Source organism: Solibacillus faecavium (assembly GCF_014836905.1).
GTDB lineage: Bacteria > Bacillota > Bacilli > Bacillales_A > Planococcaceae > Solibacillus > Solibacillus faecavium.
The window spans coordinates 253,165-279,646 of sequence record NZ_JACSPZ010000004.1 but is presented as its reverse complement, the minus strand read 5'-3'; the positions used below and the strand labels follow the sequence as shown (position 1 = coordinate 279,646).

Genomic DNA, 26,482 nt, shown 5'->3' with positions numbered 1-26,482 from the left:
TTTTAACACAGCCCCCTTCTTTTTGTTCAAATGATTGGCGCTAAATTATAAACATAAATTGGGAAGAAAATCCGTCGATATTCCTAACGTATTTTGATATACTGTTCAGTAAGTGGTAACTAATAGGAAGGACATTGTCTATGAATGAATTTGATAAACGAATTTTAAGTGATGATGAATTGTTTTTTTGGTTATGTCAGATGGCTAGTCAACTTGATTCAGCGGTCATGATTATTAATCCAAAAAAAAGTTTTACTATTGAATATGTAAATCATATGTTTATGTATATGACAGGATATAGTGAAACTGACATGATTGGTTCCACGCTTTCTTTTCTCCATGGTCAGCATACGGATCTGTTAAATGAAAAGGATATTCAGGAGAGCATTGAAAAAGGTGTTACATTTAAAACTTCATCCTTTCTTTATAGGAAAGACGGTTCTTCATTTTGGAGTGATGTAAGTCACTTAGCGATGCGCAATCCACAAGGAGAACTGCAATATTGCGTGCTCACTTTAAGAGATGTGACTGATTCGATGAATATAGAGTCGTTAATTAAACTAGAGCGCGATGTTTATTTTAGTTTGGAAAATGGCGGAACGCTTGAAAGTGTAATGGGGAATATTTGCGATACGGTTGCAACAACCTTTTGGAAAGAGTGCTATTGCTCCATTGTGCTCAGGGACGATAATGAACGTTCGCTGAAGATATATGGAGACTTGTTCAATGATTTAAATAAGCTTGATGAAAATGCCTTGTTAATGGGAATTAGAACTGGAGATATGGGGCGATTACATAAAACGGTTATTTTAGGAGACATAGCTAAGTCTGAATATTATGAATCATATCGTGATTTAATGAGGAAACACCAGATTGTAACATTGTGGGGCGAACCTATTTTAAATATGGAAGGCAAAATCATCGGAATATTTACGATGTATTTTAAACAACATATAGAGCCAAAAGATATCGATTTGAAATTTCTAAACCGTATTGCACCAATTGCAACGCTAGCAATGAAGTACTTTGATCAAAAAAAAGCGATTCGTCGACTTGCCTATCAGGACGTTGCATCAGGGTTAAACAATTTTGAAAGATTTAAAATCATCTTAAATGAAATGATTGCTGAAGGAAATGCAGGTCACTTATATATTGTGAAGCCGGGTGAATATCAAACGATAATCGATTTATATGGACGACGTGGTGGAGATGAAGTTTTAAGTCAGTTAGCAAACCGAATTCAAAGTTTATCGACATTTGAGGACTCTATAATTGCACGTTATACACATTCCACTATTATTGTAGCAACACGATTATCACTTCGGGAAATGAGTATTCCACAGAAGGAAGTCGATTTAATATTATCGGATCCTTATTATATTGACGGAAAAGAAGTGTACGTTACATTAAAAGTCGGAACTTCTATCTATAGCCCTCAAGTAACATTAACAGAAGCAGTTCACCGGGCGGACACGGCTTTATCGAGTGCTCTGAAAATAAACGGTACAGTGATTAAGAAATTTAACCAAAGTTTAATCGAGTCAGTAGAGCAGGAAATGAATGTACTATCTCATTTTTCAAGAGGGATAAAGAATAGTGAATTTTTCCCGGTACTCCAGCCTAAAGTCAACATAAGAACTGGCGAAATTGAAAGTTTTGAAGCTCTGGCGCGTTGGGTGTCAGCAGAGCTTGGATTCGTTTCACCTGCTTTGTTTATTCCTGTCGCAGAAAATACAGGCAATATTTATAAAGTAGATCTGGTAATTTTCCGGAAAGTATTGCAGTGGCAAAAAAACCGTCTTGATGCGGGACTTAAATTGTATCAAGTATCGATCAATATTTCGCCGAGTCATTTTTATAATGCATCGTTTGTAGAAAATTCAGTAGCGCTCATAAAAAAATATAGTATTGATCCTAAATATATAAAATTTGAAATTACCGAAAGTGTCGAGTTAGACAATGTTTTACGTGCAAAAAAAATTATCAATGAATTGCAACAATACGGTGTCGCAACTTCAATTGATGACTTTGGGGTAGGGTATTCATCCCTCAGTTACTTGCAAGAGTTGCCTTTTGAAGAAATTAAAATTGACAAAAGTTTCGTCGATAATCTATCCAATCCACGGATGAATGCAGTAATTAAAACGATTATCCAGCTTTCAGGCAACTTGAATATGATTTCTGTAGCTGAAGGCATTGAAACTGAAGATCAACATAACGAATTAAAAAAGTTAGGGTGCAATATTGGTCAAGGATATTATTATTATAAACCAATGCCTATTGAGCAAATCAATGACTTATTGGCAGACCAAATGACCGTACACTAGTGAAAGATACTACTACAATACTTCATTGTAGTAGTTTTTTCTTTTGTAAAAACTCATTTCACCCTTTAGGCACCTGCCGCATACAATAAATCGAGTAGTTGAAGAAAGGAGAGATGTTCGGTGAAGCGTTTACGCCAAATTGTGACAAAAGCAGTTATAGCGAAAGGGAAAAAGCGTACCGAATGTGTTGAAACGCTCAGTCCACCGAATGCGCCAACAAGCATTTTAGGTTGCTGGGTAATCAATCATCATTATCAAGCAAAGCGTAATGGTAAATTTGTTGATGTGACAGGGAAGTTCGATGTGAATGTGTGGTATGCTTATAGCAACCATTCAAAAACGGCAGTTCATACAGAAACAATCACTTATAAGGATCGTATTAAACTGTCATTCCGTGATGGAGAAGAAGTCGATTCAAATGATGTGAAAACTCGTGTATTACAGCAACCAAATTGTATAGAGGCTGTAATTACGAAGCAGGGGGATAAATTCCAAGTAACAATCGAACGCGAATTTTTAGTGGAAATTATCGGTGAAACAACTGTAGTCATTAATGTACACCCACTTGACTATGAGGAAGATTGGTCTTACGAGGAAAGCTCACAGCAGCCATCAAGTTCGTCATCTTCCAGCTCGTCTAGTTCATCTAGTTCGTCTAGTGGAGACTATGAATCCTCGTCATTCTCATAAACGATTTAATTAAAAAACTCACTTATTAAAGAGCGAACATTATCAGCATTATAGGCTGGACAGTTTGGGATTGTTTGAAGATTTCTTTCAAACAATCCTTTTTTCATTGCGTATACAAGGAAAATTACGAGGCTAATGGTATAATACTTGTACAAGTTTTAGCAAGTGAGGGAAATAAACATGACTACATATACACCGATGATGCAACAATACATGCTCGTAAAGCAGGATTATAAGGATGCTTTTTTATTTTATCGTTTAGGCGATTTTTATGAATTATTTTTTGATGATGCTATAAATGCATCGCAATTATTGGAAATTACATTAACAGCACGTGCAGGCAATACGGATAATCCGATTCCAATGTGTGGGGTTCCACATCACTCTGCACAGGGCTATATTGAAACACTCGTAGCAAAAGGCTATAAAGTTGCTATTTGTGAACAAACAGAGGATCCAAAACATGCAAAAGGTGTTGTAAAACGTGAAGTTGTCCAAGTTATTACGCCAGGAACAATTACAGAAGGAAAAGCGCTTGATGGCAAGTCAAATCATTTTATTGCAGCGGCAGAAAGTATAGGGGAGACCGAAATTGCGTTTGCTTATTTAGATGTTTCTACAGGTGAATCTAATTGTTCGATAATTGAAGGCAGTGCGAAACAATTAATTCAGCAAGTACAATCTTATGCAATAAAAGAAGTGATTGTTACAGAGCAGCTACAGTTACTGTTGGCGGAATATGCCGAGGCAGGGGGTATTGTCTTATCATTGGAGACGGAGGAAATGGAAGGAGTACGCGCTGCGCAATATGTGAATCATTTGCCGGCCAACCTGCAAGGAGTGGCAAAACGGCTATTGCAATATGTGGAACGAACACAAATGCGCTCTTTATCCCATATCCAGCCATTTAATTATACAGAGGCAAACAACTTTCTACGAATTGATACTAATTCCAAACGTAATTTAGAGCTTATACAGTCAATCCGTAGTGGAGATTCAAAAGGCACGCTATTATGGCTGTTGGATGAAACCGTTACAGCAATGGGTGGACGAAAATTAAAGCAATGGCTACACCAACCATTAGCTAATAAAAAGGCAATTGAATCCCGTCAATCAATTGTAACCGAGTTGTTAGAGGATTTCTTTTTACGCGATGAATTAACGGGATTATTAAAAAATGTGTATGATTTGGAGCGATTAGCGGGACGTGTTGCATTTGGTTCTGTTGGAGGGCGCGACTTAGCCCAACTGCGGGAATCTCTACGCCAAGTACCAAAAATTCAAGAAAAATTAATTAATAGTGGTCATGAAAAATGTAGCATTCTAGGGCAAAAGCTGGATGTTTGTGATGATGTTGAACAACTATTGGCAGAGGCAATTACGGATCATCCTCCGATTTCGATTAAGGAAGGTGATGTGATACGTGATGGATACAATAAACAGTTGGACGAATATCGCGATGCATCGCGCAACGGCAAAGATTGGATAGCTCAGCTCGAACAGAAAGAACGTGAAATAACAGGTATTAAAAATTTAAAAATAGGCTATAATCGTGTTTTTGGCTATTATATCGAAATTACAAAGTCTCATTTAAATAATACGGATTTAAGCCGATTTGAACGAAAACAGACTTTAGCAAATGCAGAGCGCTTTATTACGGAAGAGCTGAAAGAAAAAGAAGCACTAATTTTAAATGCAGAAGAACAAAGCTTAGCACTTGAATATAATTTATTTGTTGCATTGCGTGACCGTTTGAAGGTTTTTATTCCACGTGTTCAGGCATTAGCGGCGGAAATTAGTGAGCTTGATGTTTTGATGAGCTTTGCTGCTGTGACAGACAAGTATCGTTTTACCAAACCTGAATTTCATGAAGGGCGCGGACTGCGAATTATTGAAGGACGACACCCTGTCGTAGAAAAGATGCTTAATAAACAAAGCTATGTACCAAATGACTGCATATTGACAGATGATAAAAATATGATGCTTATTACCGGACCAAATATGTCGGGGAAAAGTACGTATATGCGTCAAGTTGCCTTAATTGTAGTATTAGCGCAAATTGGATGTTACGTACCTGCAGATGAAGCGATATTGCCAATTACCGATCAAATTTTCACACGTATAGGGGCAGCGGATGATTTAGTAGCAGGACAATCGACATTCATGGTTGAAATGCTCGAGTCACAGCATGCTATTACACATGCGACGAAGAACAGTTTATTGCTGTTTGATGAAATTGGACGCGGAACATCAACGTATGATGGTATGAGTTTGGCCCAGGCAATGATGGAATATATCCATGAAGAAATAGGGGCAAATACTTTATTTTCAACCCACTACCATGAGTTGACTGATTTAGAGAACGAACTAGTTCGATTGCAAAATGTTCATGTAAGTGCAACAGAACAAGATGGACGCGTCGTATTTTTACACAAAGTAAAAAAAGGGGCGGCTGATAAAAGCTACGGTGTACATGTAGCAGAACTTGCAGAAATGCCTGAAGCTATTTTACAGCGTGCCCGTATTTTACTTGAGCAGTTTGAAGCGACACATACGGCGGAAAAACCATCTAAAAGTGATCTTAAACATACGCCAGCCGTTGTGGAACAGCCTCCTGAAAAACAGACAGACGAAGAATTGCAGCTTTCGTTATTTTCAATTTCTGAGGAGCCTGCTATAGCACCAGAGCAGCAAGAAGTGCTTGATGCATTAACAAAATTAAATGTTATGGGAACGACACCAATGCAGGCAATGACATTACTATACGAACTCCAACAAAAGCTTTTAGGAAATAAATAAGGAGGGAACAGCTTTGGGGAAAATTCAAATAATGGATGAGTGGCTATCCAATAAAATTGCCGCCGGTGAAGTAGTGGAACGTCCCTCGTCCGTCGTCAAAGAATTAGTTGAAAATGCAATTGATGCGGGTAGTACATCGATTGAAGTTTTTCTTGAAGAAGCTGGTCTTAGCTCCATTCAGGTAATAGATAATGGTAGTGGAATGGATGAAGAAGATGCACTTAAATCTTTTTCACGGCATGCCACATCAAAAATCGAAAAAGAGCAGGATTTATTTAGAATCAGAACACTCGGCTTTCGCGGTGAAGCATTAGCATCGATAGCCTCTGTCTCTAAATTAACATTACGGACATCCGATGGTGAGGGTGGTGTGCATTTATATTTAGAAGGAGGACATTTAAAAGAGCATAAACCTGCTGCACTGCGTCGTGGGACAGATATTACAGTAGCCCAGCTCTTTTTCAATACACCGGCTCGACTAAAATATTTAAAGACCATTCAAACTGAACTCGGTCATACAATTGACTTTATTAACCGAATAGCGCTCGGCTACCCAAAGATCGCCATAAAATTGGTGCATAATGATCAAACATTGCTTCAAACAAATGGACGAGGTCAAGTACAGCAAGTATTAGCAGCAATATACGGTGCACATCATGCAAAAAAAATGCTGCCGTTTGAAGCTAGTAATAACGATTATAAAATTCACGGCTTTGCCAGCCTGCCTGAAGTAACCCGTGCATCAAAAAACTATATGTCATTGTTCGTCAATGGGCGATGGGTCAAGCACTTTGTTATTCAAAAGGCGATTACTAATGCATACCATACGTATTTACCGATTGAGCGCTTCCCGATTGTGCTTCTCTATGTTGAAGGAGACCCACAGTTAACCGATGTCAATGTTCATCCTGCAAAGCATCAAGTTCGCTTAAGTAAAGAACCAGAGCTATTAAAGCTAATTGAAGATACAATCCGCTTAACTATTCGGGAAGAAATTCGGATTCCACTGGCAGAAAAAAAGGAAAAGCCAATTCGTCCCGCACAAGAGCAGATGAATATTTGGAATCCTGTAAAAGCATCGGAGCCAGTATTTGATGAGGATAAGCTAACTTCTATTGTGGAAAGATTATCGGGCGATACATCCGTCGTAAAAGAACCGTATGCCCCGCTTTCAGTAGAAAATCAGGATTCCGTACAATACGAAGATACTTATGATGAGATGTCCCAGACGGAGTTACCTGCAGAACCATTTATGGAATCAATACCTTCCGAGGAAGAACAGCCAATTGTTCAACCTGAAATAAAACGCCATTTTCCGGATGTTGAAATTGTCGGTCAAATTCACGGGACGTATATAGTGGCACAAATGGAAGACGGCTTTTATTTAATCGACCAGCATGCCGCACAAGAAAGAATAAAGTATGAATATTACCGGGATAAAGTGGGAGAAGTAAATGCAAATGAACGTCAAACATTACTGATGCCTTTAACTTTCCATTATGCTGCAGATGAGGCATTGCGTTTAAAAGAATCTAAAGAAGCCCTTGAGGAAGTGGGCGTTTATTTAGAGGAATTTGGACTTTCTTCATTTGTTGTAAGAGAATATCCGACGTGGTTTCCAAAAGGGGAAGAGCAGGAAGTTATTGAAGAATTGATCGAGCAAGTTTTAAAAGCTAGAAAAACCGATATCAAAAAATTACGTGAAGATGCAGCGATTATGATGAGCTGCAAAAAGTCCATTAAAGCAAATCATTTTTTAAATAAAGAGCAAATGGAAAGACTGATTAAGGATTTACGAAATGCAGATAATCCATTTACATGTCCACACGGACGCCCTGTTTTAATTCATTTTACATCATATGAAGTCGAGAAAATGTTCAAACGAGTAATGTAAATTCCTAAAAGGGGTGGAGTTTTTGGAACAGCAATCTTTCTTTATAACAATGTCAGATGGGCACGATATATTTGTGCGCACTTTTAAACCAAACCAAGTAACGATGGGGCATGTTCATATTTTGCATGGAATGGCCGAGCATAGTCAACGCTATGAAGCTTTTGCCGAAAAACTCTGTGAAGAAGGCTATTTCGTAACAGCCCATGATCATCGAGGTCACGGATATACAGCACAAAAAAATGGTATGCCCGGTTATTATGGTGATCAGAATGGTTTTGAACGTGTAGTGGAGGATGTATATGAAATACTCGCAAATTTAACAGAAAAAACAACAGGTCGTCCAATTTTATTTGGCCATAGTATGGGCTCATTTATTGCTCGACGCTTCATACAGCAACATAGCGGAATGATTGAACGCTTAGTATTGAGCGGTACAGGTTCTGCAAAATTACTACATGAAGCTGGTCATGCCATTGCAGGTCAATTAGTGAAATTGCAAGGCGCAAAAGAACAAAGTCTCCTAATGCATAAGCTTAGTTTCGCAGGTTTTAACCGGCACATAGAAAATCCAAAAACAAACTTTGACTGGCTCACTACTGATGAAGACGAAGTGAAAAAGTATATTGAGGATCCTTTATGCGGTTTTATCGCGACTCACCAATTTTTTTCAGATTTAACCGGTGGGATTCTTACGTTAAAAAACAAAAATCAAAATGCACGCATTCGTCCTGATTTAAAAATATTGCTCATAAGCGGTACACTTGACCCGATTGCAGATGAAAATGGGAAAAGTGTTCTGCGTACAGGTAAACAGCTTGTGGACGCTGGGCTGGAGCATGTGAAGGTACATTTGCTTGAAGGAATGCGACATGAAATATTAAATGAAAAAAAGAAGGATCAAGTAATGGAAATAATAGTACGGTGGTTAAAAGATGAATAATAAAATTGATGTAGTGGCCATTATTGGCCCTACAGCATCTGGTAAAACAGCGTTGAGCATACGTTTAGCAAAAGAAATAGATGGGGAAATCATTAATGGGGATTCAATGCAAGTCTATCGCCATATGGATATCGGTACAGCAAAAATCACTGTTGATGAAATGGAAGGGATTCCACATCATCTGTTAAGTATTAAAGAACCTACAGAAGCATTTTCCGTAGCAGAATATCAACAGCTAGTCCGAGGGAAAATTGAAGAAATTCAAGCCCGCGGTAAAATGCCAATTATCGTAGGGGGAACGGGACTTTATGTACAGTCAGTACTCTATGATTTTCAATTTACAAAACAAGAAGTCGATGAAGAAGCGCGTCTTAAATATTATGAGGAATTGGAGAAATTAGGTCCAGAAGCGATGCACGCCAAATTAGCAATAATTGATCCAGCTTCTGCAGCAGAAATTCATCCGAATAATACGAGACGCGTCATTCGTGCATTGGAAATGGCAGAGCTTGCCGGTGTATCCCGCGCAGAAGAGCAATTTAACCGCGGTAATATTCCCCTATACAATCATTTAATTATCGGACTGGACATGGACCGTGCGAAATTATATGAACGTATAAATTTACGTGTAGATTTGATGATGAAAGCTGGTCTGCTTGAAGAAGTGCGAGCATTATATAATGCGGGTATCCGGGATGTACAGTCGATTAAGGCGATTGGCTATAAAGAGTTGTATGCATATTTTGATGGTTTAGTAACACTTGAAGAAGCAATCGAACAAATTAAGCAAAACTCCCGTAGGTACGCTAAACGCCAATTGACATACTTCCGAAATAAAATGGATATCTCTTGGATTGGAAATGATTGGGATGCCGTTAGAAGTATAATCTAAAATATTTTAAATTTAAAAGGTAAATCTTACATGAATAACGAATAATTAACTATTGCATGTATACTATGGTAAGGGAGATTAGACGATGATGAAATCACTGAATTTGCAGGATACGTTTTTAAATAATTTACGCAAAAACAATACTTTTGTAACGGTATTTTTACTGAATGGTTTCCAACTAAAAGGCTTAATTAAATCTTATGATAATTTTACTGTTTTACTGGAATCAGAAGGGAAGCAGCAATTAATTTACAAGCATGCCATTTCTACTTTTGTTCCTGCCAAAAATGTTGCATTACTTGATGAAGAAGAGTAATCCGGCTAAACGGTAGCGCAATATTAATTGTTTGATTATAATGACTAAGATGGTACTAGTATTGGAGGAATTATAATGAAAACAATGACGACAGATGAACTGATTAATTTATTGGATGCGAATGAAGATTTGAATGTAATCGATGTACGTGAAGATTTTGAAGTGGAGCACGGAATGATCCCGGGTGCAGTACATATTCCACTTGGTTCTGTTCCGGAACGTACAGATGAATTGGATAGTTCAAAATCATATATAGTTGTATGTAAAGGTGGCGTTCGTAGTGCGAATGCTTGTGAATATTTAGAGGGAAAAGGCTTTGATGTAACGAATCTCGAAGGCGGAATGATGGCCTATGACGGAGAGTTGGAATTCAAGTAATAATTGACAGGGGAATGTTTAGCAGTCATTTAGGACACGCCCTCTTTCAATTGTAGCCGCACATATTTTCCAACTAAAAAAGCTGTATCAAAAGTAAATTTGACTTTTGATACAGCTTTTATTTTGCTTATTTTACTATGCTTATTTTTTTCGAAGGCAATCCCCAGCCCTTTGTATACGATAAAATACGCAAAGCAGTAATTAGGACAAATAAGATATACAAAAATATATCACCTTTAAAGATTTCAAGCCCAAGTAAGAAACTGGCACATGCAGCCCAAACCCCATATATTTCATGACGTAGAACTATCGGTTTTCTTCCAGCAAGAAGATCACGTACAACACCACCACCAGCTCCTGTTAATACTGCTGCTACGATAACAGCGGCAAGGGGCAAATCTAAATGGACAGCATACATCCCGCCCTGAATTGCAAAAGCAGACAATCCAATTGCATCGGTTACATTTCCCCAACGATTCCAATGTTTTATAAAGTGATTCGGTATTAAAAAGAAAATGGTAATGGCAGCTAGTGCAATTTGAAACATCATTTCCTGATTCCATAAAGTCGAAACTGGTAAACCAATCAATATATTACGGATTGCACCCCCACCAAAAGCTGTAACAATTCCTAATATATAAACTCCAAATAAATCGTACTCTTCTTCCATAGCTACAATTGCGCCTGATATTGCAAATGCTATGGTCCCGATAACACTGAATACCTCCCAAGCCATATTCATCTCTCCCAATCCAACTAATACTATCGCCATGAGGATAGCAGTTTTTCAAACATTCGTCAAAACTAATTTTTTTAAGGTATAATAGTTACAGTTTGAACAGAATGGAGCAGTAAATCATGGCATTTCAATCATTATTAACACCAGAAACTATAAAGCTAGCGACGAAAGTTGAAGAAAAGGTTCGTACTTATCATCAACAAGTAGATGACCGCGCATTTTTTAACCAACAAAAAGTACTAGCTGCTTTTCGAAATAATCAAGTAAGTGATTTTCATCTGCATCCTTCTACAGGATATGGTTATGATGATGAGGGTCGGGACAATTTAGAGCGTGTATATGCGGAAACTTTCGGAGCGGAAGCAGCAATTGTACGTCCGCAAATTATATCTGGCACACATGCTATAACATTAAGTTTATTTGGCATTCTACGACCTGGTGACGAACTTCTTTATATTACCGGGAAACCTTACGATACACTTCAATCAATCGTCGACGGCGGCGAAAAAGATACGGGATCATTAAAGGATTACAAAATTGGCTATTCCCATGTTGATCTAATCGGAAATAAGGAAATCGATTGGGAAGGTGTGAAAAATGCAGTTAACGAAAATACAAAGATGATTGCAATTCAGCGCTCAAAAGGCTACGCAACACGTCCATCCTTTACAATTGAACAAATTTCACAAATGGTTTTAAAAATTAGGGAAATTGCACCGAATGCAGTTATTTTTGTTGATAATTGTTACGGTGAATTTGTGGAGTTGCTTGAACCTACAGAAGTAGGTGTAGATTTAATGGCTGGTTCTTTAATTAAAAATCCTGGTGGGGGCTTTGCAAAAATAGGCGGCTATATTGCAGGACGCGCAGATCTAGTAGAAAAATGCGCATACCGTATGACTTCACCTGGTATTGGTGCTGAAGCGGGTGCATCATTGAATACGTTAGCAGATTTTTATCAAGGGTTTTTCATGGCACCGCATATTGTTGCGCAAAGTTTAAAAGGTGCGATTTTTACATCGGCAATGTTAGAAGAAATCGGAATGACGACATCTCCTCATTATACGGATGTACGAACAGATTTAATTCAATCTGTAGCATTCCGGACTCCAGAACAAATGGTAGCGTTTTGTCGTGAAATTCAGGCAGCTTCTCCTATCAATGCTCATTTTGCCCCGGAACCTGCATATATGCCCGGTTATGAAGATGACGTTATTATGGCAGCGGGAACATTTGTTCAAGGATCAAGCATTGAATTAACTGCTGATGGTCCAATTCGTCCTCCATATACAGCTTTTGTCCAAGGCGGCTTAACATATGAACATGTTAAATATGCGATTTGCGCAGCTGTCCAAAAACTAACTTAATTTTAAAAAAAATCGTCTATTTTATGGACGATTTTTTTAATTAAATAATAATATTAGGAAAATATTTAAAATACACGCTGTTTTTATAGAATTTAGGGTAATAGTATATAGTCTGTTCAATTTGTGATGGTCACTTCTCTAAGTCTAGTATGTAAAATGCTGATTTATACAACGTATGTCAGTTTTTCTAACATATAATTGACAATGTACGTAACAAGTCGTAATATAGCGGTAAGGGGGTGAATTAAATGAGTAGTGAAATTCGACGTTCAATGCCACTATTATCGATAAGTATCGTCATGCAATTAACGGATCTTACAGCCAGACAAATCCGTTATTACGAAGAGCATGATTTAATTCAGCCACACCGTACAGAAGGTAATCGTCGAATGTTTTCATTAAACGATGTCGATATCTTATTGGAAATTAAGGATATGCTCGAACAGGGTATTAATATGGCAGGTATAAAGAAAGTATTTGACATGAAAAATGACCCAGCAATACAACAGGCGAGTAAAGAAGTTATTTCGGATTCAGATTTACGTAAAATTTTGCGTGAAGAGATGCGACAAGCTCAGCGCATGCAAAAGACATCTCTTCGACAAGGGGATTTATCACGCTTTTATCAATAGCGTGTAAATTATATAAATTTGATAAAAATCGGTACTGAACAATTATAGGAGTGTGGAATTTAGTGGGTAAATATACAAAAGAAGATATTAAGCAACTCGTACAAGAACAACAAGTAAAATTCATTCGTTTACAGTTTACAGACATTTTAGGGACAATTAAAAACGTAGAGATTCCAGTAAGCCAACTAGATAAAGCATTGGATAACAAAATGATGTTTGATGGCTCTTCAATCGAAGGTTTTGTACGTATTGAAGAATCTGATATGTACTTATACCCAGATTATGATTCATTTATGATCTTCCCATGGACTGCCGAAAAAGGGAAAGTAGCGCGATTCATCTGCGATATTTATAATCCAGACGGTACTCCATTTGCGGGTGATCCACGTAATAACTTAAAGCGTGTATTGAAGGAAATGGAAGAGTTAGGTTACACTAACTTCAACTTAGGACCTGAACCAGAATTTTTCCTATTTAAGTTAGATTCAAAAGGTGAACCAAGTCTTGAAGTAAATGACCATGGTGGCTACTTCGACTTAGCACCAACAGACCTTGGTGAAAATTGCCGCCGTGACATCGTGTTAGAGTTAGAAGAAATGGGCTTTGAAATTGAAGCTTCACATCATGAAGTTGCACCTGGCCAACATGAAATTGACTTTAAATATGCTGATGCCATTACGGCTTGTGACAATATTCAAACATTCAAATTAGTTGTTAAAACAATTGCTCGTAAGCATGGCTTACATGCTACATTCATGCCAAAACCTTTATTCGGTGAAGCTGGATCAGGAATGCACTTTAACGTTTCTTTATTTAAAGGAAAAGAGAATGCTTTTTATGATCAATCTACTGAATTAGGTCTATCTGAATCGGCAATGCAGTTTATGGCAGGTATACTTGAGCACGTACAAGGTTTTACAGCAATTACAAACCCAACAGTTAACTCTTATAAACGTTTAGTACCGGGTTATGAAGCGCCATGTTATGTAGCATGGTCAGCGCAAAACCGTTCTCCGCTTATCCGTATTCCTTCTTCTCGTGGAGTTTCAACACGTATAGAAGTTCGTTCAGTGGATCCATCGGCAAACCCATATTTAGCGATGGCAGTTATTTTAGAGGCTGGTTTGGAAGGTATTCGTAGAAAGTTAACTCCACCACCAGCAATTAACCGTAACATTTATGTAATGAACGAAGAAGAGCGTAAAGCAAACGGTATCGATAATTTACCAGCAGCATTAGACGACGCTTTAACATTACTATCAAAAGACGAGGTTGTGCAAAAAGCATTAGGCAACCACATTTATGCAAACTTTAAAGAAGCAAAAGAAATCGAGTTTGATATGTACCGTTCAACTGTTCATCAGTGGGAACGCGATCAATATATGAAGATGTACTAATAGTAGTGTTGGGGCGTTTTGTCCCAACGCTTTTTTTCTTTTTTAAGGAGAAAAACCGGCAATATTAATTGCCGGTATGGGGATGATATTCAATTATTTACCGTTTTGGGAACGATTCTTTGCAAATAATCCAGAAGCTTGCTGCTTTTTGGCTTCAGCTTGTTGGTTTTGCTTTTTGACTTGGCTTACATCTGTTTCCATTCCAAACTCCGCGTTTATTGAACTAAGTTTCTTTTGTAAACCACTATTAGCAAATAAGCCGGAAGCTTGCTGCTTTTTAGCTTCAGCTTGTTGGTTTTGCTTTTTAACTTGGTTCACATCGGTCTCCATTCCAAATTCCGCGTTCATTGAACTAGGGCTTTTTTGTAAACCGTTATTAGCGAATTGACCAGAAGCTTGCTGCTTTTTAGCTTCAGCCTGCTGGTTTTGCTTAATAACCTTGTTAACGTCTGTTTCCATCCCAAATTCAGTATTCATGTTTTTGTTTTTCATGAATATCACCTCCTGAATTTATTCTGTTCAGAGGTTGTTTTATTATTCTATGGAATATATTTACTTTTAAATGATAAAAGGGATTTTTATCTGTTATCTTGAATTCATATTTACATACTAATGCAGGTACTAATATAGGATAGTGAAGATGTAGAGGAGAGCTATAAAGATTTACTTGAAATTCAGTTATAAAACATTTTTTAAAAAGATCAAAATGAGAGAAAAAAACTATACAATGGTTATTATGTACATTTAATTGAAGATGATATATGGTAAGTAGGAATTTTTATGCCCAGGTTAAAAAAACGTTTTACATCCAGATTAAAGGAGCAGATTAATATGGATTTCAATATGATAATACATGAACTAGAAAAATTAGGGAAAGAACGAACGAAAAAAATTTACATGTCTAACGGAGCAAAGGAACCGCTATTTGGTGTAACGATTGGCTCGATGAAACCATATGTTAAGCAAATCAAAATAAACCAGGAACTTGCTGAACAATTATATGCAACTGGCAACTATGATGCGATGTATTTTGCCGGAATCATCGCAGATTCAAAAGCAATGTCGGAAGCAGATTATAATCGATGGATTGAGCAGGCCTATTTTTATATGATATCTGATTATGTTGTTGCAGTTACATTAGCGGAATCTGAAATTGCCCAACAAGTAAGCGATAAATGGATTGCAAGTGGAGAAGAGCTGAAAATGTCTGCTGGCTGGCATTGTTATTGCTGGCTCCTCGGTAATAGAAAAGATGAGGAGTTCTCAGTTCAGAAAATGAAGGAAATGCTTGAACAGGTAAAACAAAATATCCACCTAGTACCACTACGTACCCAAGTTGCGATGAATAACTTTGTAATGACTGTCGGTATTTCTTTTAAGCCATTACATAATGAGGCGTTGCAAATAGCAGAGGATATTGGTGAGGTAGAAATTAAGCATAAAGGAAAAAAGCCTGGAAAAGTACACGCGTATGCAGAAATTGTAAAGCAAGGTGAAAAAGGGCGTATCGGATTTAAACGCAAATATGTTCGTTGTTAGTTGTAGAGAGTAATACCTTGTTATTTCACGATATAATTGTATAAACTTAAATTAGGAAATTTCAAGGAGGAAATTACATGAAGAAAAGTATTGCGATTGATATGGACCAGGTTTTAGCTGACTTTTATTCTAAGTTACGTATTACTTACAATGAGAATTTTGGCACTTCCTTTACGGACGAGGAATTTTTATTAACTACGCAGCGTGATTTACCACGTGAAGATGCGAAGAAACTATTTGCACTATTAAATGAGCCAGATTATTTCCGTGATTTGGACTTACTAGATGAAGATGCAATTGAAGTCATTCAGGAGCTGCAGGAGCATTATGAAATCTTTATAGCTACTGCTGCAATGGATGTACCGGGATCATTCACAGCCAAATATGATTGGCTAATCAAGCATTTTCCATTCATCAAAACACAAAATATTGTATTTTGCGGAAATAAAGCAGTTATACATGCCGATTATTTAATTGACGACAGTCCAAGACAACTTGCGGCATTTAAAGGAACAGGACTATTGTATTCAATGCCATACAATCGGGCGGAAGAAGGATATACACGCGTCCATAATTGGAAAGAAATTAAGGAATATTTTATAAAACAACTTGAAATTGTTTAGTCAAACAGGGTCTGCATTTAGCAGTCCCTTTATTTGTAAATTTTTGTAGTCATTTAAGGCGATATAATAGTATAATTTAAAATATTTGAATTATTTTTTAACTTTAAGGGGATAGAAAATGAAGCCGATTATTGGATTAACGATGTATGACTTTGACAAGAAAATGGATATTAATAATGTCTATTTAACATCAATTGAACAAGCAGGGGGAATTCCGATTTGTATTCCGAATGCGACGAAAGGCAATGTTGAGGCTTTATTGGATATTGTTGATGGTATTGTATTAATTGGTGGTGCGGATATCGATCCGTTATTATTTAATGAAGAGCCGCATCGTAATATCGGGAGTGTAGTACGAAAGCGTGATGACAGTGATCTTTTATTAATGAATGAAGCATTTAAAAGACAAATGCCCATTCTAGGTATTTGCCGAGGACAGCAGATTTTGAATGTAGCCTTTGGAGGTACGATTATTCAGGATATTCCATCACAGGTGGAAAATATAGTCCAACATAAGCAACCATCCAAGCGCGGAGAATTAGCCCACACTGTTGATGTGAAAACACCAAAGTTTAAAGCTATTTTTGGAGAAGAATCATTTCGTGTGAATACTTTCCATCACCAATCAGTAGGGAAATTAGGGAAAGGTCTGATCACATCGGCTGTTGCAAAAGACGGTATAATTGAGGGAATAGAGCACGAATCCCATCCATATTGTGTGGCTGTACAGTGGCACCCTGAAGAGTTGGCACCAAACGGTGATATTTACGCACAACGTTTATTTAGTAGTTTTATAAATGCATGTAAAAATTAAGGAGGACCCAGTCGATTTCGGCTGGGTTTTTTGTTTGAAAAAGAAAAAGCTTGCCGATTCTATTAGAATGGCAAGCTTTTAATTAATGAATATTTCGATATAGCCCTACTACTTTACCTAAAATTGATACTTGATTAACAATAATCGGCTCCATTGAACTGTTTTCAGGTTGTAGACGGAAATGAGTTTTTTCTTTGTAGAAACGCTTCACAGTCGCCTCATCTTCTTCGGTCATTGCAACAACAATTTCTCCATTGCTTGCAGTAGAAGTTTTCTTGACGATAACGTAATCGCCATTTAATATGCCTGCTTCAATCATTGATTCACCCATTATTTCAAGCATAAATAACTCATCTTCTGATGATCCATATGCATCGGGCAGCGGGAAATATTCTTGGATATCTTCAATAGCTGAAATAGGTAAACCAGCTGTAACTTTACCGATTAATGGTACGTGAATTACACCTTGCTTAGCTATTGATAGCTCTTCTTGATCTAAAATTTCAATGGCACGCGGTTTAGTAGGGTCGCGACGTATAAGCCCTTTACTTTCTAATCGAGCTAAATGCCCGTGGACAGTTGAACTAGAAGCTAAACCTACTGCCTCTCCAATTTCACGAACTGAAGGCGGATAGCCTTTTGAACGAACTTCCTCTTTTATAAAAGTTAGAATAGCTTCTTGTCGCTTGGAAATTTTTTGTGTCAACTAACTCACCTCTTTATCATGCTATTTTTCTTAGTGTAAGTATAGCAGTATGCGAACACGAATGCAAACATAAGTTCGAAAAAACGGTTGACAAAAACATATGTTCGTATTATTATGGGAACAAACATTCCGAACGTATATTCGAAAAGAGGGGTATTTATTATGAAAAAAATTAAATTAAACAGCTTCACATCAATGTTTCTCATGTTTTCTATTCTATTATTGGTATTAATATTCCATAAAGACGATAATATAGAATTATACGAACAAGTATCTATCGAACAAGGAGATACTTTATGGTCGCTTGCAGACCATTATCGTGGTAAAATGGCAACACATGATTGGATAAACAAAGTGAAAAAAGAAAATGGTCTACGAGATGGAAAAGTTGTTTCAGGACAAATATTGGTTGTACCAGTTGAAAAGGAAGCCCAATATATTGTTCAGTTGAATGAATCATCCGATGTGTCGACAATTAAGGTAGCGAGAGATAATAATGACAAAAACTAAAGCAGTTATTTATTGCCGTGTCAGTACCGAAAAAAGTGCGCAAGAAACATCGTTGCTGCGTCAGAAAGAGGAACTTACGAAATATGCAGGCGCATTCGGTTTTAAAGAAGTAGAGATTTTTATGGATCAACATAGCGGCTATGACGTGGAACGTGATGGATTACTGGATATGCTCGATTATATGAGGGAAAATAAAATCAAATCGTTATTTGTACAGGATGAAACACGTTTAGGACGAGGGAATGCAAGAATGGCAGTTCTCCATCTATTACAAAAATACGAAGCGACTGTTTATACATTGAATGATGCTGGTCCTGTAGTATTAAATGAGATGGATACGATGCTGCTTGAAATATTGGCTGTAGTTGAAGAGTATCAGCGTCGTATGCACAATGCTAAAATTCGTCGTGGAATGCGTCGAGCAGTAGAAAATGGGTATCAACCCCAAAATAATTTAAAAAACCGTGGGAATATTGAAGGTCGCGAACGAAAGGATGTACCAGTTGAAGAAATTGTTCAGCTCCGTCAAAAAGGCTTAACGTTTGCTGAAATAGCCACTACCATATCAGGCTTGGGTATACCCATAAGTAAAGCAACAGTACATAGACGATATATTGAATATATGGAGCATTTTGAAGATTAAAATTGTCCTTAAGAATATCGCAACACAATTACAGGAATTCTATAGCAATTATAAAAATTAACTAAAGTATTACAGAAGAGTCACGTTCATTTGAGCGTGGCTTTTTATTATGATTTATTTAGTTTGTGGAATGATATGAATCAGAAGGTATTAAAGTTTTAGGAGGTGATATTTTGGACGTATTATTAGAACAAATTCGTAAAGATCTGGACTATTTAAATTCACAAGGTAAGCACGTAAAAAAAATTAAAATGAATTCTAAGGTTTTTGAAAGGATGACTAACAAGCTTACTGATGTTGAAGTTAATAATGATGCCGTTACTGTATTTGGCATTATTATTGAAGCAGATGACAATACCGAAAAATTTGCATTTATTTTAGATGAGGCGACTAGGACTTAAGTAGAAAAGCTCTGTAGTGAGCATAGCATGTATGAAAAAAATTGACTCTATTTAAAATTGGTTGAAGGGAAGGGTCCGACTCCAATGGGAACAGGGAAATTTATTTTGCGACGAGTAATCGCAGGAGAACCAATGTCTAAGACGACAGACTTAGGTCGTTCCCATGGAAAGCGTACCCGGACGGATACCGATTTTTCACGCATCAGAAAAATCGCTTTTTTATAGTGATGAGGAATAAATTAGTGATTATAAACTCAATTTTAATGCATTACATAGTAAAGTTATGTCGTGTTTTTAGCTCAAACCTTATTATTTCAATGTTTTTACGCTGTAAGAGTAGTTACTTTCAAAGCGTTTTTACTTGCCCTTCCAGTCTTTTTTTTATACCTTTGTATTATTGGTATGTAGAAAGGTGAGATTGAAATGTTATCAAAAGAAAAATTGGCTCGAATTAATGAGCTTTCTAAATTAGCAAAAGAAGGAAAGTTAACGGAAGAATTAGCAAAGGAACGTACAGCACTCCGCAAGGAATATTTAGACACATTCCGTTCGACTATGCGCGATACGATAGAACATATGAAAGTGATTGATGAAGAAGGCAATGATGTAACGCCAGAAAAATTAAAACAAATAAAATCGCAAAAAAACTTTCTAAATTAGAATGTTTAATAATATGACACATTTCTTATAAAGTATGACATATTTTAATAAACTCAATTAGAAAAGATTGTTTTCTTAGGGGAATTTGTCTAAACTATAGGATGTAGAATTATCGTACGAGAAAGGATGTCACACAATGACACAACAGATGGATCAGTTAGCAATTAGCGCAATCCGTACATTATCAATCGATGCAATAGAGAAGGCAAACTCAGGTCACCCAGGTTTACCAATGGGTGCAGCTCCAATGGCTTATACTTTATGGACGAAGCAATTACGTCATAACCCACAAAATCCAAATTGGTTCAATCGTGACCGCTTTGTATTATCAGCTGGACATGGCTCAATGCTTTTATATAGTTTATTGCACTTAGGTGGATATGGTTTAGAGATGGAAGAAATAAAAAATTTCCGCCAGTGGAATTCTAAAACTCCAGGACATCCGGAATATGGTCATACAGTAGGTGTTGAAGCTACTACAGGTCCATTAGGGCAAGGTATTGCGATGTCAGTAGGTATGGCAATGGCTGAGCGTCATCTAGCTGCAACATACAACAAGCCAGGTTTAGATATTGTAGACCACTATACATTTGCGCTATGTGGCGATGGTGATTTAATGGAAGGTGTTGCTGCAGAAGCGATTTCACTTGCAGGACACTTAAAATTGGATAAGTTGATTGTGCTATATGATTCAAATGATATTTCACTTGATGGTGATCTGGAAAAGTCATTCTCAGAAAACATCCAAAAGCGTTTTGAATCTTATGGTTGGAATTATTTAAAAGTTCAAGATGGCACTGATATTGTTGAAATTAATACAGCGATTGAAAAAGCAAAACAAAATACGGGCGGACCAACAATTATCGAAGTTAAGACTGTCATCGGTTTTGGTTCTCCAAATAAATCAGGTAAAGCGGATTGCCATGGTGCACCACTTGGATTTGATGAAGTTGCTTTAACAAAAGCTGCATATGCTTGGGAACATGAGTCATTCTTCGTACCAAATGAAGTGTACGAAACATTTAAAGCGGCAAGCGAAATACAAGGTGTACAAGCGGAAGCTTCTTGGAATGAACTGTTCGAAAGTTACAAAAATGAATATCCGGAGCTAGCTACACAATTCGTGAATGCAATGGAAAACAATTTACCGGAAAACTTTGCTTCTGAATTACCAGTGTACGAAGCTGGCACTGCTGTAGCAACACGTTCATCTTCTGGTGATGCAATCAATGCCATTGCAAAAACTACTCCTTCATTCTTTGGTGGTTCTGCAGACTTGGCAGGTTCAAACAAAACAACGATTAAAGGCGCTGGTGATTTCTTCGCTGATACCCCAGAAGGTCGTAATATTTGGTTTGGTGTACGTGAATTTGCAATGGGTGCTGCAATGAACGGTATGGCATTACACGGAGGATTAAACGTATTTGGCGGTACATTCTTCGTATTCTCTGACTATGTTCGTCCTGCAATTCGTTTATCAGCATTAATGGGCTTGCCTGTAACGTATGTATTTACACACGATTCTATTGCAGTAGGGGAAGATGGCCCTACTCATGAGCCTGTCGAGCATTTAGCATCATTGCGTGCAATGCCAAATCTTTCGGTTATTCGCCCGGCAGATGCAAATGAATCTGTTGCAGCATGGAAATTAGCTTTAGAAAGTAAGTCAGTTCCAACTGTATTAGTTTTATCTCGTCAAAATTTACCGGTATTGGATGTAGCGAAAGATGCTGTATATGAAGGTGTTGAAAAAGGTGCCTATGTCGTTGCTGCATCAGTAAAAGAAACACCGGATGCTATTTTAATTGCAACGGGTTCTGAAGTAGGATTGGCTGTAAATGCTAAAAAAGCACTACTAGAAGAAGGAATTGATGCGTCTGTTGTATCAATGCCGTCAATGGACCGTTTTGAAGAGCAGTCTAAGGAATACAAGGAATCAGTATTGCCAAAAGCTGTGACAAAACGTTTAGCAATAGAAATGGGTTCATCATTCGGTTGGCATAAATATGTTGGCTTTGAAGGTGACGTACTAGCAATTGATAAATTCGGTGCATCAGCGCCTGGAGAGATTGTTATAAAAGAATATGGCTTCACTGTAGAAAACGTAGTTGCTAAAGTAAAAGCACTTTAATTTAAAGTTTAAATGTCACTTGTCTACTAGACCAAGTGGCATTTTTTTAACTTCTTATCGTGTGCATTCCCGGTTATTTTAGAAGAACATACTAAATTACATATTTCCGATGCAAACTGCCCAGGTATAATGTATTGGATACGTGCGATATTATATGAGGAATGGTACGATAGTAAATGAAAAAAGAAGCCAATAGATTAAGGAAGTGATTGATTATGACAGCCGAAAATATACAAAAGGACATTGCTACATATATAGAAAAAGCATTATTTTTATTATCCAGTAAAGCAGATCCCCAAAAATTTGAAAAGATTATCCAACAAAATATTAATGATAAACGAGAATCGTCCACTTCAACAATAGACTTTTATGACCGGCTCATGTTAAACATGGCTTACTTCGTTGAAAATAAAATGGCATGGACAGATCTTGTTCGTGCTACATTTACTGCTGGGGAGTTACCGACTGTATCATATATTGAAAATGAACTAATGGTACATCAAATGCAGATTCGTAACAGTGTAGCAGAAAAGATGGATGATTATACGAAAGCTTTCCATCAGCAATATGAAGCATTAAAAGTAGAAGATGCAGATGTAATTTATGATTATGCATATGCATCTGTGGAGCATGGATTACGCGTCGATTTTTTAACATTAATTTGTGCGAATAAAGCAACACTTTTAGCACAAGGTGATATTGACGAAACGTTAAAAACGATGGACGGTTATATTGCTTATTTTACCGACCAAATCGTCAATAAAATGACGCTTTCTTAAAAGGAGATATAAAAATGAATACACCATTTACTTATTTACACAAAGCCCCTGTGATGAATACAGAGAAAAAACCTGCAATCTTCTTATTGCACGGTTTAGGAAGTGATGAAAACGATTTATTACAATTAGTTAATTCGTTTTCTACGCAATGTCACATTTTTAGTTTGCAAGGCCCTATTCAACATCGACCTGGCTATGCTTTTTATACATTTGAAGAAGAAGGTAAGCCAAACCGTACTATTTTTGATAAAGTATTAAAAGGAATTGAAGCATTTATTAAAGAAGCTGTTCAAGAATATAATTTAGATGAACAACAACTTTATGTCGTTGGATTTAATCAAGGAGCAGCATTGGCACAATCCCTTGCAATGGTAATGGGAGATACGATTCGTGGTACAGCAGCGTTAAGTGGCTATTTACCTGAGTTTGCTGCACTTGAGTATAGTAAAAAAACGATGGATGGTTCTAAGATTTTCATTTCACATGGTGAATATGACTACGACTATCCGTTTGAATGGGCTGAGCATGCAGTCCGTTTCTTCAATGACTATGGCACGAAAGTTACATTTAAATCATATCCGGTAGGTCATGGTGTCAGTGAGCAAAACATACACGATTTAATCGCATTTTTATCTGAAGATTTGCCAAATAATTTAAACTAAAAAAACAGCTGATGGAAATAAAAACTATTTCTCGTCAGCTGTTTTTTTTGTGTCTAATAATTGTTCCGCATCACTAATCGACATCGGTTTATAGAAATAGTAACCTTGACCAGCAGGACAGCCGAGTTGCTGAAGCATAGCCAGTTGTTCCTTAGTTTCAATACCTTCAGCAATCGCTCGCATTTTAATATTTTTTGCAAGTAGAATAATCGTTTGTACTATTGCATACATACCTGGTTCATCCATTGAGCTAACAAAGCTACGGTCAATTTTTATTTCAGAAAAAGGCAATTGAGGTAAATAGCTTAAGGAAGAAAAACCTACACCAAAATCATCGATGGAGCATTCAATACCAATTGCCTTTAATTGATCTAAAATATCCTTTGCTCTCTTGAAGTCGACTAATTCAATACTCTCTGTTACTTCGAGTTTAATAAATTGTGGTGGAACATGGAATTGGTTAAACGTATTCTGAATGTTTTCCAAAAATAGTGGATCATAAAAATGATCCGGAGAAATATTAAGGGATACAGGCAATATTCTTTTGCCCTTGTTCAGACGTTTTTGTAGCCAAATAAGTATATTTTTAAAGTTCAGTAGATCAATCTCTTTTATTTTTCCGGTTTCTTCAGCTATTGGAATATACTTATTTGGTGGAATGAAACCGAGTCTGCTTGAATTCCAACGGGACAGTGCCTCGAAACCTTCCACTTCAATCGTAGTAAAATTAATTTTTGGCTGTAAATATACTACAAATTCTTCGTGGTGTAGCGCATATGCCAATTGATTGATAATCTCCATTTCCTCTATCAGTTGCTTTGTACTGTTCTCTTCATAAACCTCAAAACTATTGCCGCTTCGGTTACGAGCTTTTGATAAGGCAATATCTGACTGATGGATAATTTGATCTACTGTCAACGATTGATCAAAAGTTGTATAGCCAATTTTTAATGTAATATAAGTTTCGTTATTATCAATTAAAAAAGGAATAAGGGTAAGTAGATCAATCTTTTGGTAATAAGTTGTGAAACCAATTTCTCCTTTTATCCCTAGAACTATGGAATTTGAGAATCGTGAAATGAGCACATCATCTACAGCTAAATACTCGCGTAATCGGTTGGCCAATTGACTTAATAGGTCAGCACCTGCGTTACGCCCATATAAATCCACGATTTTGTTAAATTCGGTAGGGTGGATAATTGCTACAAAACCTAATTCACCTGTATTTAACCATTCAGATAAGTGCGTTTTAAAAAAATGTATGTTAGGTAAAGAAGTCTCTGAATCATAAAAAGCTAAATGGCGCAATTGGATTTTCTGTTCTGCATATTTAATGGCAAGTTGAATAAGCAGAGTCAAACGATTTAAATAATTAATATCAATTTGTTTTAATTCCGTACTGTCCTGATTAAATAATGTTAAGATACCGCTAACTTCGTTTTGTGGTGTCAAAATCAACTTTGTCCAGGAACCTTTAAGCGCATCCAATTCGTAATTTTCTGAAATATCTGCGTACAGTGGAGTAGCTGTAAAATCTTTTAAGTAAACAGCGCTCTTATTAAAGCTGGAATTTGGTGTAATCTCAAGAAGATCTAGTTTATTAATTACGTACTCTGGTAATTTATAAGAACCCATAGATTTAATCTCATAGTTCTTGTTGTATAAATGAATCGTACAATAGACATCCCGAATATAAAATAGTTCAATTTTTTCCGAAATTAAATTCAAAATCGATTGCAGGTTATTCTCATTATCGATCGCTTGATATACTTCGTGCTCCAATTTATAAATCATTTTATTTAATGTTTCTTCTGTTGTATCTTCGCATGTTAATAAAACGTATTGAATGATCTTTTCATCATTCCTGATAGGATGAAGGGTAATCGAATTCCAAAAGGCAGAACCTTCTTTAGTGTAATGTAAAATTGTTAATTTTTTTGGAGAACCGGATTTTAAATGTAAATTTAAATCTTCAATTGTTTTTTCATTTGTTCTTTTGCCGTTTAAAATGTTGATATTTTGATTAATGACTTGTTTGTTTTCAAATGTAGTTAATTTTGAAAAATATGGATTTGCATGTAGAATGGGTAGATTCTCATCGTTAATGTCAATGAGGAGCGTTCCTTTCGAAAGTTGGTTACTTAAGGTTTTTAACCAATTAAATAATCGATCTTTTGATAGGGGTATAGATTGATCAATTGTCATAATTACTTCCCCTTTTTAGTTATAAGATTTACTTAAAGTATAACAAATTTCCTATAAATAGAAAGTATAATTATTGTAATATATAAAAACTTTATTCTACTTGAGCCTTATTTCCTGTTTGAATAAAACAAATGGATGCAAAACAAAAAGAAACTAGTAATGGAAAATTACTAGTTTCTAGAATTAGGACTTTATTTTCTATTGTCCATTCTATTGGAGATATTCTCTTTTGCATTACCGATTTTTTCTTGTGCTTTACCTTTTACTTGGTCACGTTTTCCTTCAGCTTGTAGGGATGGGTCGTTTGTATTACGTCCGACTGACTCTTTTACTTCCCCTTTTAGTTTGTTGCCTGTACCTTTTATTTTATCTGAAAATCCATTTGACATAGTAAAACCTCCTAAAAGTATTTACATATGTCTATTTCCCTTAACATGA

The 26,482-nt window shown here is 36.6% G+C and carries 26 protein-coding genes; 21 read left to right on the top strand and 5 right to left on the bottom strand.

Annotation, left to right across the window (positions count from 1 at the left end; genetic code table 11):
• The first annotated feature begins 140 nt into the window (after positions 1–140).
• The 8 genes from H9635_RS10770 to H9635_RS10735 all read left to right on the top strand — a co-directional run bounded on the left by H9635_RS10770 (position 141) and on the right by H9635_RS10735 (position 10,236).
• Entirely contained in the window at positions 141–2,327 is a 2,187-nt protein-coding gene (locus H9635_RS10770; protein WP_191700289.1) for an EAL domain-containing protein, read from the top strand.
• A gap of 120 nt (positions 2,328–2,447) precedes the next feature.
• Positions 2,448–3,017, top strand: a complete 570-nt coding sequence (cotE, locus tag H9635_RS10765) for an outer spore coat protein CotE (protein WP_191700288.1) — start codon at positions 2,448–2,450, stop codon at positions 3,015–3,017.
• Between the two features lie 180 nt (positions 3,018–3,197).
• Entirely contained in the window at positions 3,198–5,816 is a 2,619-nt protein-coding gene (mutS, locus tag H9635_RS10760) for a DNA mismatch repair protein MutS (RefSeq protein WP_191700287.1), read from the top strand.
• 13 nt (positions 5,817–5,829) lie between these two features.
• Positions 5,830–7,710, top strand: coding sequence for a DNA mismatch repair endonuclease MutL (gene mutL, locus H9635_RS10755; protein ID WP_191700286.1), 1,881 nt, complete (start codon positions 5,830–5,832; stop codon positions 7,708–7,710).
• Positions 7,711–7,732: 22 nt separating this feature from the next.
• Positions 7,733–8,650 carry an alpha/beta fold hydrolase gene (locus H9635_RS10750; protein ID WP_191700285.1) on the top strand — a complete coding sequence of 306 codons (918 nt, stop codon included), beginning with the start codon at positions 7,733–7,735 and terminating at the stop codon, positions 8,648–8,650.
• Positions 8,643–9,542 (top strand): tRNA (adenosine(37)-N6)-dimethylallyltransferase MiaA, encoded by a 900-nt coding sequence (gene miaA / locus H9635_RS10745; protein ID WP_191700284.1) that lies wholly within the window; start codon positions 8,643–8,645, stop codon positions 9,540–9,542. The genes H9635_RS10750 and miaA overlap by 8 nt, the downstream gene beginning before the upstream one ends.
• Before the next feature lie 85 nt (positions 9,543–9,627).
• Positions 9,628–9,858, top strand: coding sequence for an RNA chaperone Hfq (hfq, locus tag H9635_RS10740; protein WP_191700283.1), 231 nt, complete (start codon positions 9,628–9,630; stop codon positions 9,856–9,858).
• Between the two features lie 75 nt (positions 9,859–9,933).
• Positions 9,934–10,236, top strand: coding sequence for a rhodanese-like domain-containing protein (locus H9635_RS10735; RefSeq protein ID WP_191700282.1), 303 nt, complete (start codon positions 9,934–9,936; stop codon positions 10,234–10,236).
• A gap of 127 nt (positions 10,237–10,363) precedes the next feature.
• Here the strand turns inward: H9635_RS10735 and H9635_RS10730 are convergent, their stop codons facing one another.
• A complete protein-coding gene (locus H9635_RS10730; protein WP_191700458.1) occupies positions 10,364–10,972 on the bottom strand; it encodes a trimeric intracellular cation channel family protein in 609 nt (202 codons plus the stop codon).
• Between the two features lie 122 nt (positions 10,973–11,094).
• Here H9635_RS10730 and H9635_RS10725 point away from each other — a divergent pair, with 122 nt between their 5' ends.
• From H9635_RS10725 to glnA, 3 genes are all read left to right on the top strand, one after another.
• Positions 11,095–12,342: a methionine gamma-lyase family protein gene (locus H9635_RS10725; protein ID WP_191700281.1), complete on the top strand. Its 1,248-nt coding sequence runs from the start codon at positions 11,095–11,097 to the stop codon at positions 12,340–12,342.
• A 248-nt stretch (positions 12,343–12,590) separates the two neighbouring features.
• Positions 12,591–12,974, top strand: coding sequence for a MerR family transcriptional regulator (locus tag H9635_RS10720; protein ID WP_191700280.1), 384 nt, complete (start codon positions 12,591–12,593; stop codon positions 12,972–12,974).
• 62 nt (positions 12,975–13,036) lie between these two features.
• Positions 13,037–14,371, top strand: a complete 1,335-nt coding sequence (glnA, locus tag H9635_RS10715) for a type I glutamate--ammonia ligase (RefSeq protein ID WP_191700279.1) — start codon at positions 13,037–13,039, stop codon at positions 14,369–14,371.
• 93 nt (positions 14,372–14,464) lie between these two features.
• Here glnA and H9635_RS10710 read toward each other — a convergent pair whose 3' ends face one another.
• On the bottom strand, positions 14,465–14,863 hold the full coding sequence (locus H9635_RS10710) for a gamma-type small acid-soluble spore protein (protein WP_191700278.1): 399 nt from the start codon (positions 14,861–14,863) through the stop codon (positions 14,465–14,467).
• Between the two features lie 339 nt (positions 14,864–15,202).
• On the opposite strand from H9635_RS10710, the gene H9635_RS10705 reads away from it, so the two are divergent.
• The 3 genes from H9635_RS10705 to H9635_RS10695 all read left to right on the top strand — a co-directional run bounded on the left by H9635_RS10705 (position 15,203) and on the right by H9635_RS10695 (position 17,347).
• Positions 15,203–15,910 (top strand): DNA alkylation repair protein, encoded by a 708-nt coding sequence (locus H9635_RS10705; protein ID WP_191700277.1) that lies wholly within the window; start codon positions 15,203–15,205, stop codon positions 15,908–15,910.
• Between the two features lie 77 nt (positions 15,911–15,987).
• The gene (locus tag H9635_RS10700) at positions 15,988–16,533 is read left to right on the top strand and encodes a 5' nucleotidase, NT5C type (RefSeq protein WP_191700276.1); all 546 of its coding nucleotides are present in this window, start codon (positions 15,988–15,990) and stop codon (positions 16,531–16,533) included.
• Between the two features lie 118 nt (positions 16,534–16,651).
• Complete coding sequence (locus H9635_RS10695; RefSeq protein WP_191700275.1) at positions 16,652–17,347, top strand: gamma-glutamyl-gamma-aminobutyrate hydrolase family protein; 696 nt, start codon at positions 16,652–16,654, stop codon at positions 17,345–17,347.
• Between the two features lie 82 nt (positions 17,348–17,429).
• Here the strand turns inward: H9635_RS10695 and lexA are convergent, their stop codons facing one another.
• Entirely contained in the window at positions 17,430–18,053 is a 624-nt protein-coding gene (lexA, locus tag H9635_RS10690) for a transcriptional repressor LexA (protein WP_191700274.1), read from the bottom strand.
• Between the two features lie 162 nt (positions 18,054–18,215).
• Between lexA and yneA the strand changes: the two genes are divergently transcribed.
• The 7 genes from yneA (at position 18,216) to H9635_RS10655 (ending at position 23,839) form a co-directional block, all read left to right on the top strand.
• Entirely contained in the window at positions 18,216–18,563 is a 348-nt protein-coding gene (gene yneA, locus H9635_RS10685) for a cell division suppressor protein YneA (protein WP_191700273.1), read from the top strand.
• Positions 18,550–19,206, top strand: coding sequence for a YneB family resolvase-like protein (locus tag H9635_RS10680; RefSeq protein WP_191700272.1), 657 nt, complete (start codon positions 18,550–18,552; stop codon positions 19,204–19,206). The genes yneA and H9635_RS10680 overlap by 14 nt, the downstream gene beginning before the upstream one ends.
• Positions 19,207–19,379: 173 nt before the next feature.
• Positions 19,380–19,607: a lactate dehydrogenase gene (locus H9635_RS10675; RefSeq protein WP_191700271.1), complete on the top strand. Its 228-nt coding sequence runs from the start codon at positions 19,380–19,382 to the stop codon at positions 19,605–19,607.
• 423 nt (positions 19,608–20,030) lie between these two features.
• A complete protein-coding gene (locus tag H9635_RS10670) occupies positions 20,031–20,267 on the top strand; it encodes a DUF896 domain-containing protein (RefSeq protein WP_191700270.1) in 237 nt (78 codons plus the stop codon).
• 136 nt (positions 20,268–20,403) lie between these two features.
• A complete protein-coding gene (tkt, locus tag H9635_RS10665; protein WP_191700269.1) occupies positions 20,404–22,398 on the top strand; it encodes a transketolase in 1,995 nt (664 codons plus the stop codon).
• Between the two features lie 215 nt (positions 22,399–22,613).
• Complete coding sequence (locus tag H9635_RS10660) at positions 22,614–23,177, top strand: DNA helicase (RefSeq protein WP_225231249.1); 564 nt, start codon at positions 22,614–22,616, stop codon at positions 23,175–23,177.
• A gap of 14 nt (positions 23,178–23,191) precedes the next feature.
• Positions 23,192–23,839 (top strand): alpha/beta hydrolase, encoded by a 648-nt coding sequence (locus H9635_RS10655; RefSeq protein ID WP_191700268.1) that lies wholly within the window; start codon positions 23,192–23,194, stop codon positions 23,837–23,839.
• A gap of 24 nt (positions 23,840–23,863) precedes the next feature.
• Here H9635_RS10655 and H9635_RS10650 read toward each other — a convergent pair whose 3' ends face one another.
• Positions 23,864–26,044 (bottom strand): sensor domain-containing protein, encoded by a 2,181-nt coding sequence (locus tag H9635_RS10650; protein WP_191700267.1) that lies wholly within the window; start codon positions 26,042–26,044, stop codon positions 23,864–23,866.
• A 191-nt stretch (positions 26,045–26,235) separates the two neighbouring features.
• On the bottom strand, positions 26,236–26,433 hold the full coding sequence (locus H9635_RS10645) for a CsbD family protein (protein WP_191700266.1): 198 nt from the start codon (positions 26,431–26,433) through the stop codon (positions 26,236–26,238).
• Between the last annotated feature and the right edge of the window lie 49 nt (positions 26,434–26,482).

Coding starts and splice junctions, on each gene's coding strand:
- H9635_RS10770 (WP_191700289.1), top strand. CDS start 141: ATGAATGAATTTGATAAACGAATTTTAAGTGATGATGAATTGTTTTTT.
- mutS (WP_191700287.1), top strand. CDS start 3,198: ATGACTACATATACACCGATGATGCAACAATACATGCTCGTAAAGCAG.
- miaA (WP_191700284.1), top strand. CDS start 8,643: ATGAATAATAAAATTGATGTAGTGGCCATTATTGGCCCTACAGCATCT.
- hfq (WP_191700283.1), top strand. CDS start 9,628: ATGATGAAATCACTGAATTTGCAGGATACGTTTTTAAATAATTTACGC.
- H9635_RS10735 (WP_191700282.1), top strand. CDS start 9,934: ATGAAAACAATGACGACAGATGAACTGATTAATTTATTGGATGCGAAT.
- H9635_RS10730 (WP_191700458.1), bottom strand. CDS start 10,972: ATGGCTTGGGAGGTATTCAGTGTTATCGGGACCATAGCATTTGCAATA.
- H9635_RS10725 (WP_191700281.1), top strand. CDS start 11,095: ATGGCATTTCAATCATTATTAACACCAGAAACTATAAAGCTAGCGACG.
- H9635_RS10720 (WP_191700280.1), top strand. CDS start 12,591: ATGAGTAGTGAAATTCGACGTTCAATGCCACTATTATCGATAAGTATC.
- H9635_RS10710 (WP_191700278.1), bottom strand. CDS start 14,863: ATGAAAAACAAAAACATGAATACTGAATTTGGGATGGAAACAGACGTT.
- H9635_RS10705 (WP_191700277.1), top strand. CDS start 15,203: ATGGATTTCAATATGATAATACATGAACTAGAAAAATTAGGGAAAGAA.
- H9635_RS10700 (WP_191700276.1), top strand. CDS start 15,988: ATGAAGAAAAGTATTGCGATTGATATGGACCAGGTTTTAGCTGACTTT.
- H9635_RS10695 (WP_191700275.1), top strand. CDS start 16,652: ATGAAGCCGATTATTGGATTAACGATGTATGACTTTGACAAGAAAATG.
- yneA (WP_191700273.1), top strand. CDS start 18,216: ATGAAAAAAATTAAATTAAACAGCTTCACATCAATGTTTCTCATGTTT.
- H9635_RS10680 (WP_191700272.1), top strand. CDS start 18,550: ATGACAAAAACTAAAGCAGTTATTTATTGCCGTGTCAGTACCGAAAAA.
- H9635_RS10670 (WP_191700270.1), top strand. CDS start 20,031: ATGTTATCAAAAGAAAAATTGGCTCGAATTAATGAGCTTTCTAAATTA.
- tkt (WP_191700269.1), top strand. CDS start 20,404: ATGACACAACAGATGGATCAGTTAGCAATTAGCGCAATCCGTACATTA.
- H9635_RS10660 (WP_225231249.1), top strand. CDS start 22,614: ATGACAGCCGAAAATATACAAAAGGACATTGCTACATATATAGAAAAA.
- H9635_RS10655 (WP_191700268.1), top strand. CDS start 23,192: ATGAATACACCATTTACTTATTTACACAAAGCCCCTGTGATGAATACA.
- H9635_RS10650 (WP_191700267.1), bottom strand. CDS start 26,044: ATGACAATTGATCAATCTATACCCCTATCAAAAGATCGATTATTTAAT.
- H9635_RS10645 (WP_191700266.1), bottom strand. CDS start 26,433: ATGTCAAATGGATTTTCAGATAAAATAAAAGGTACAGGCAACAAACTA.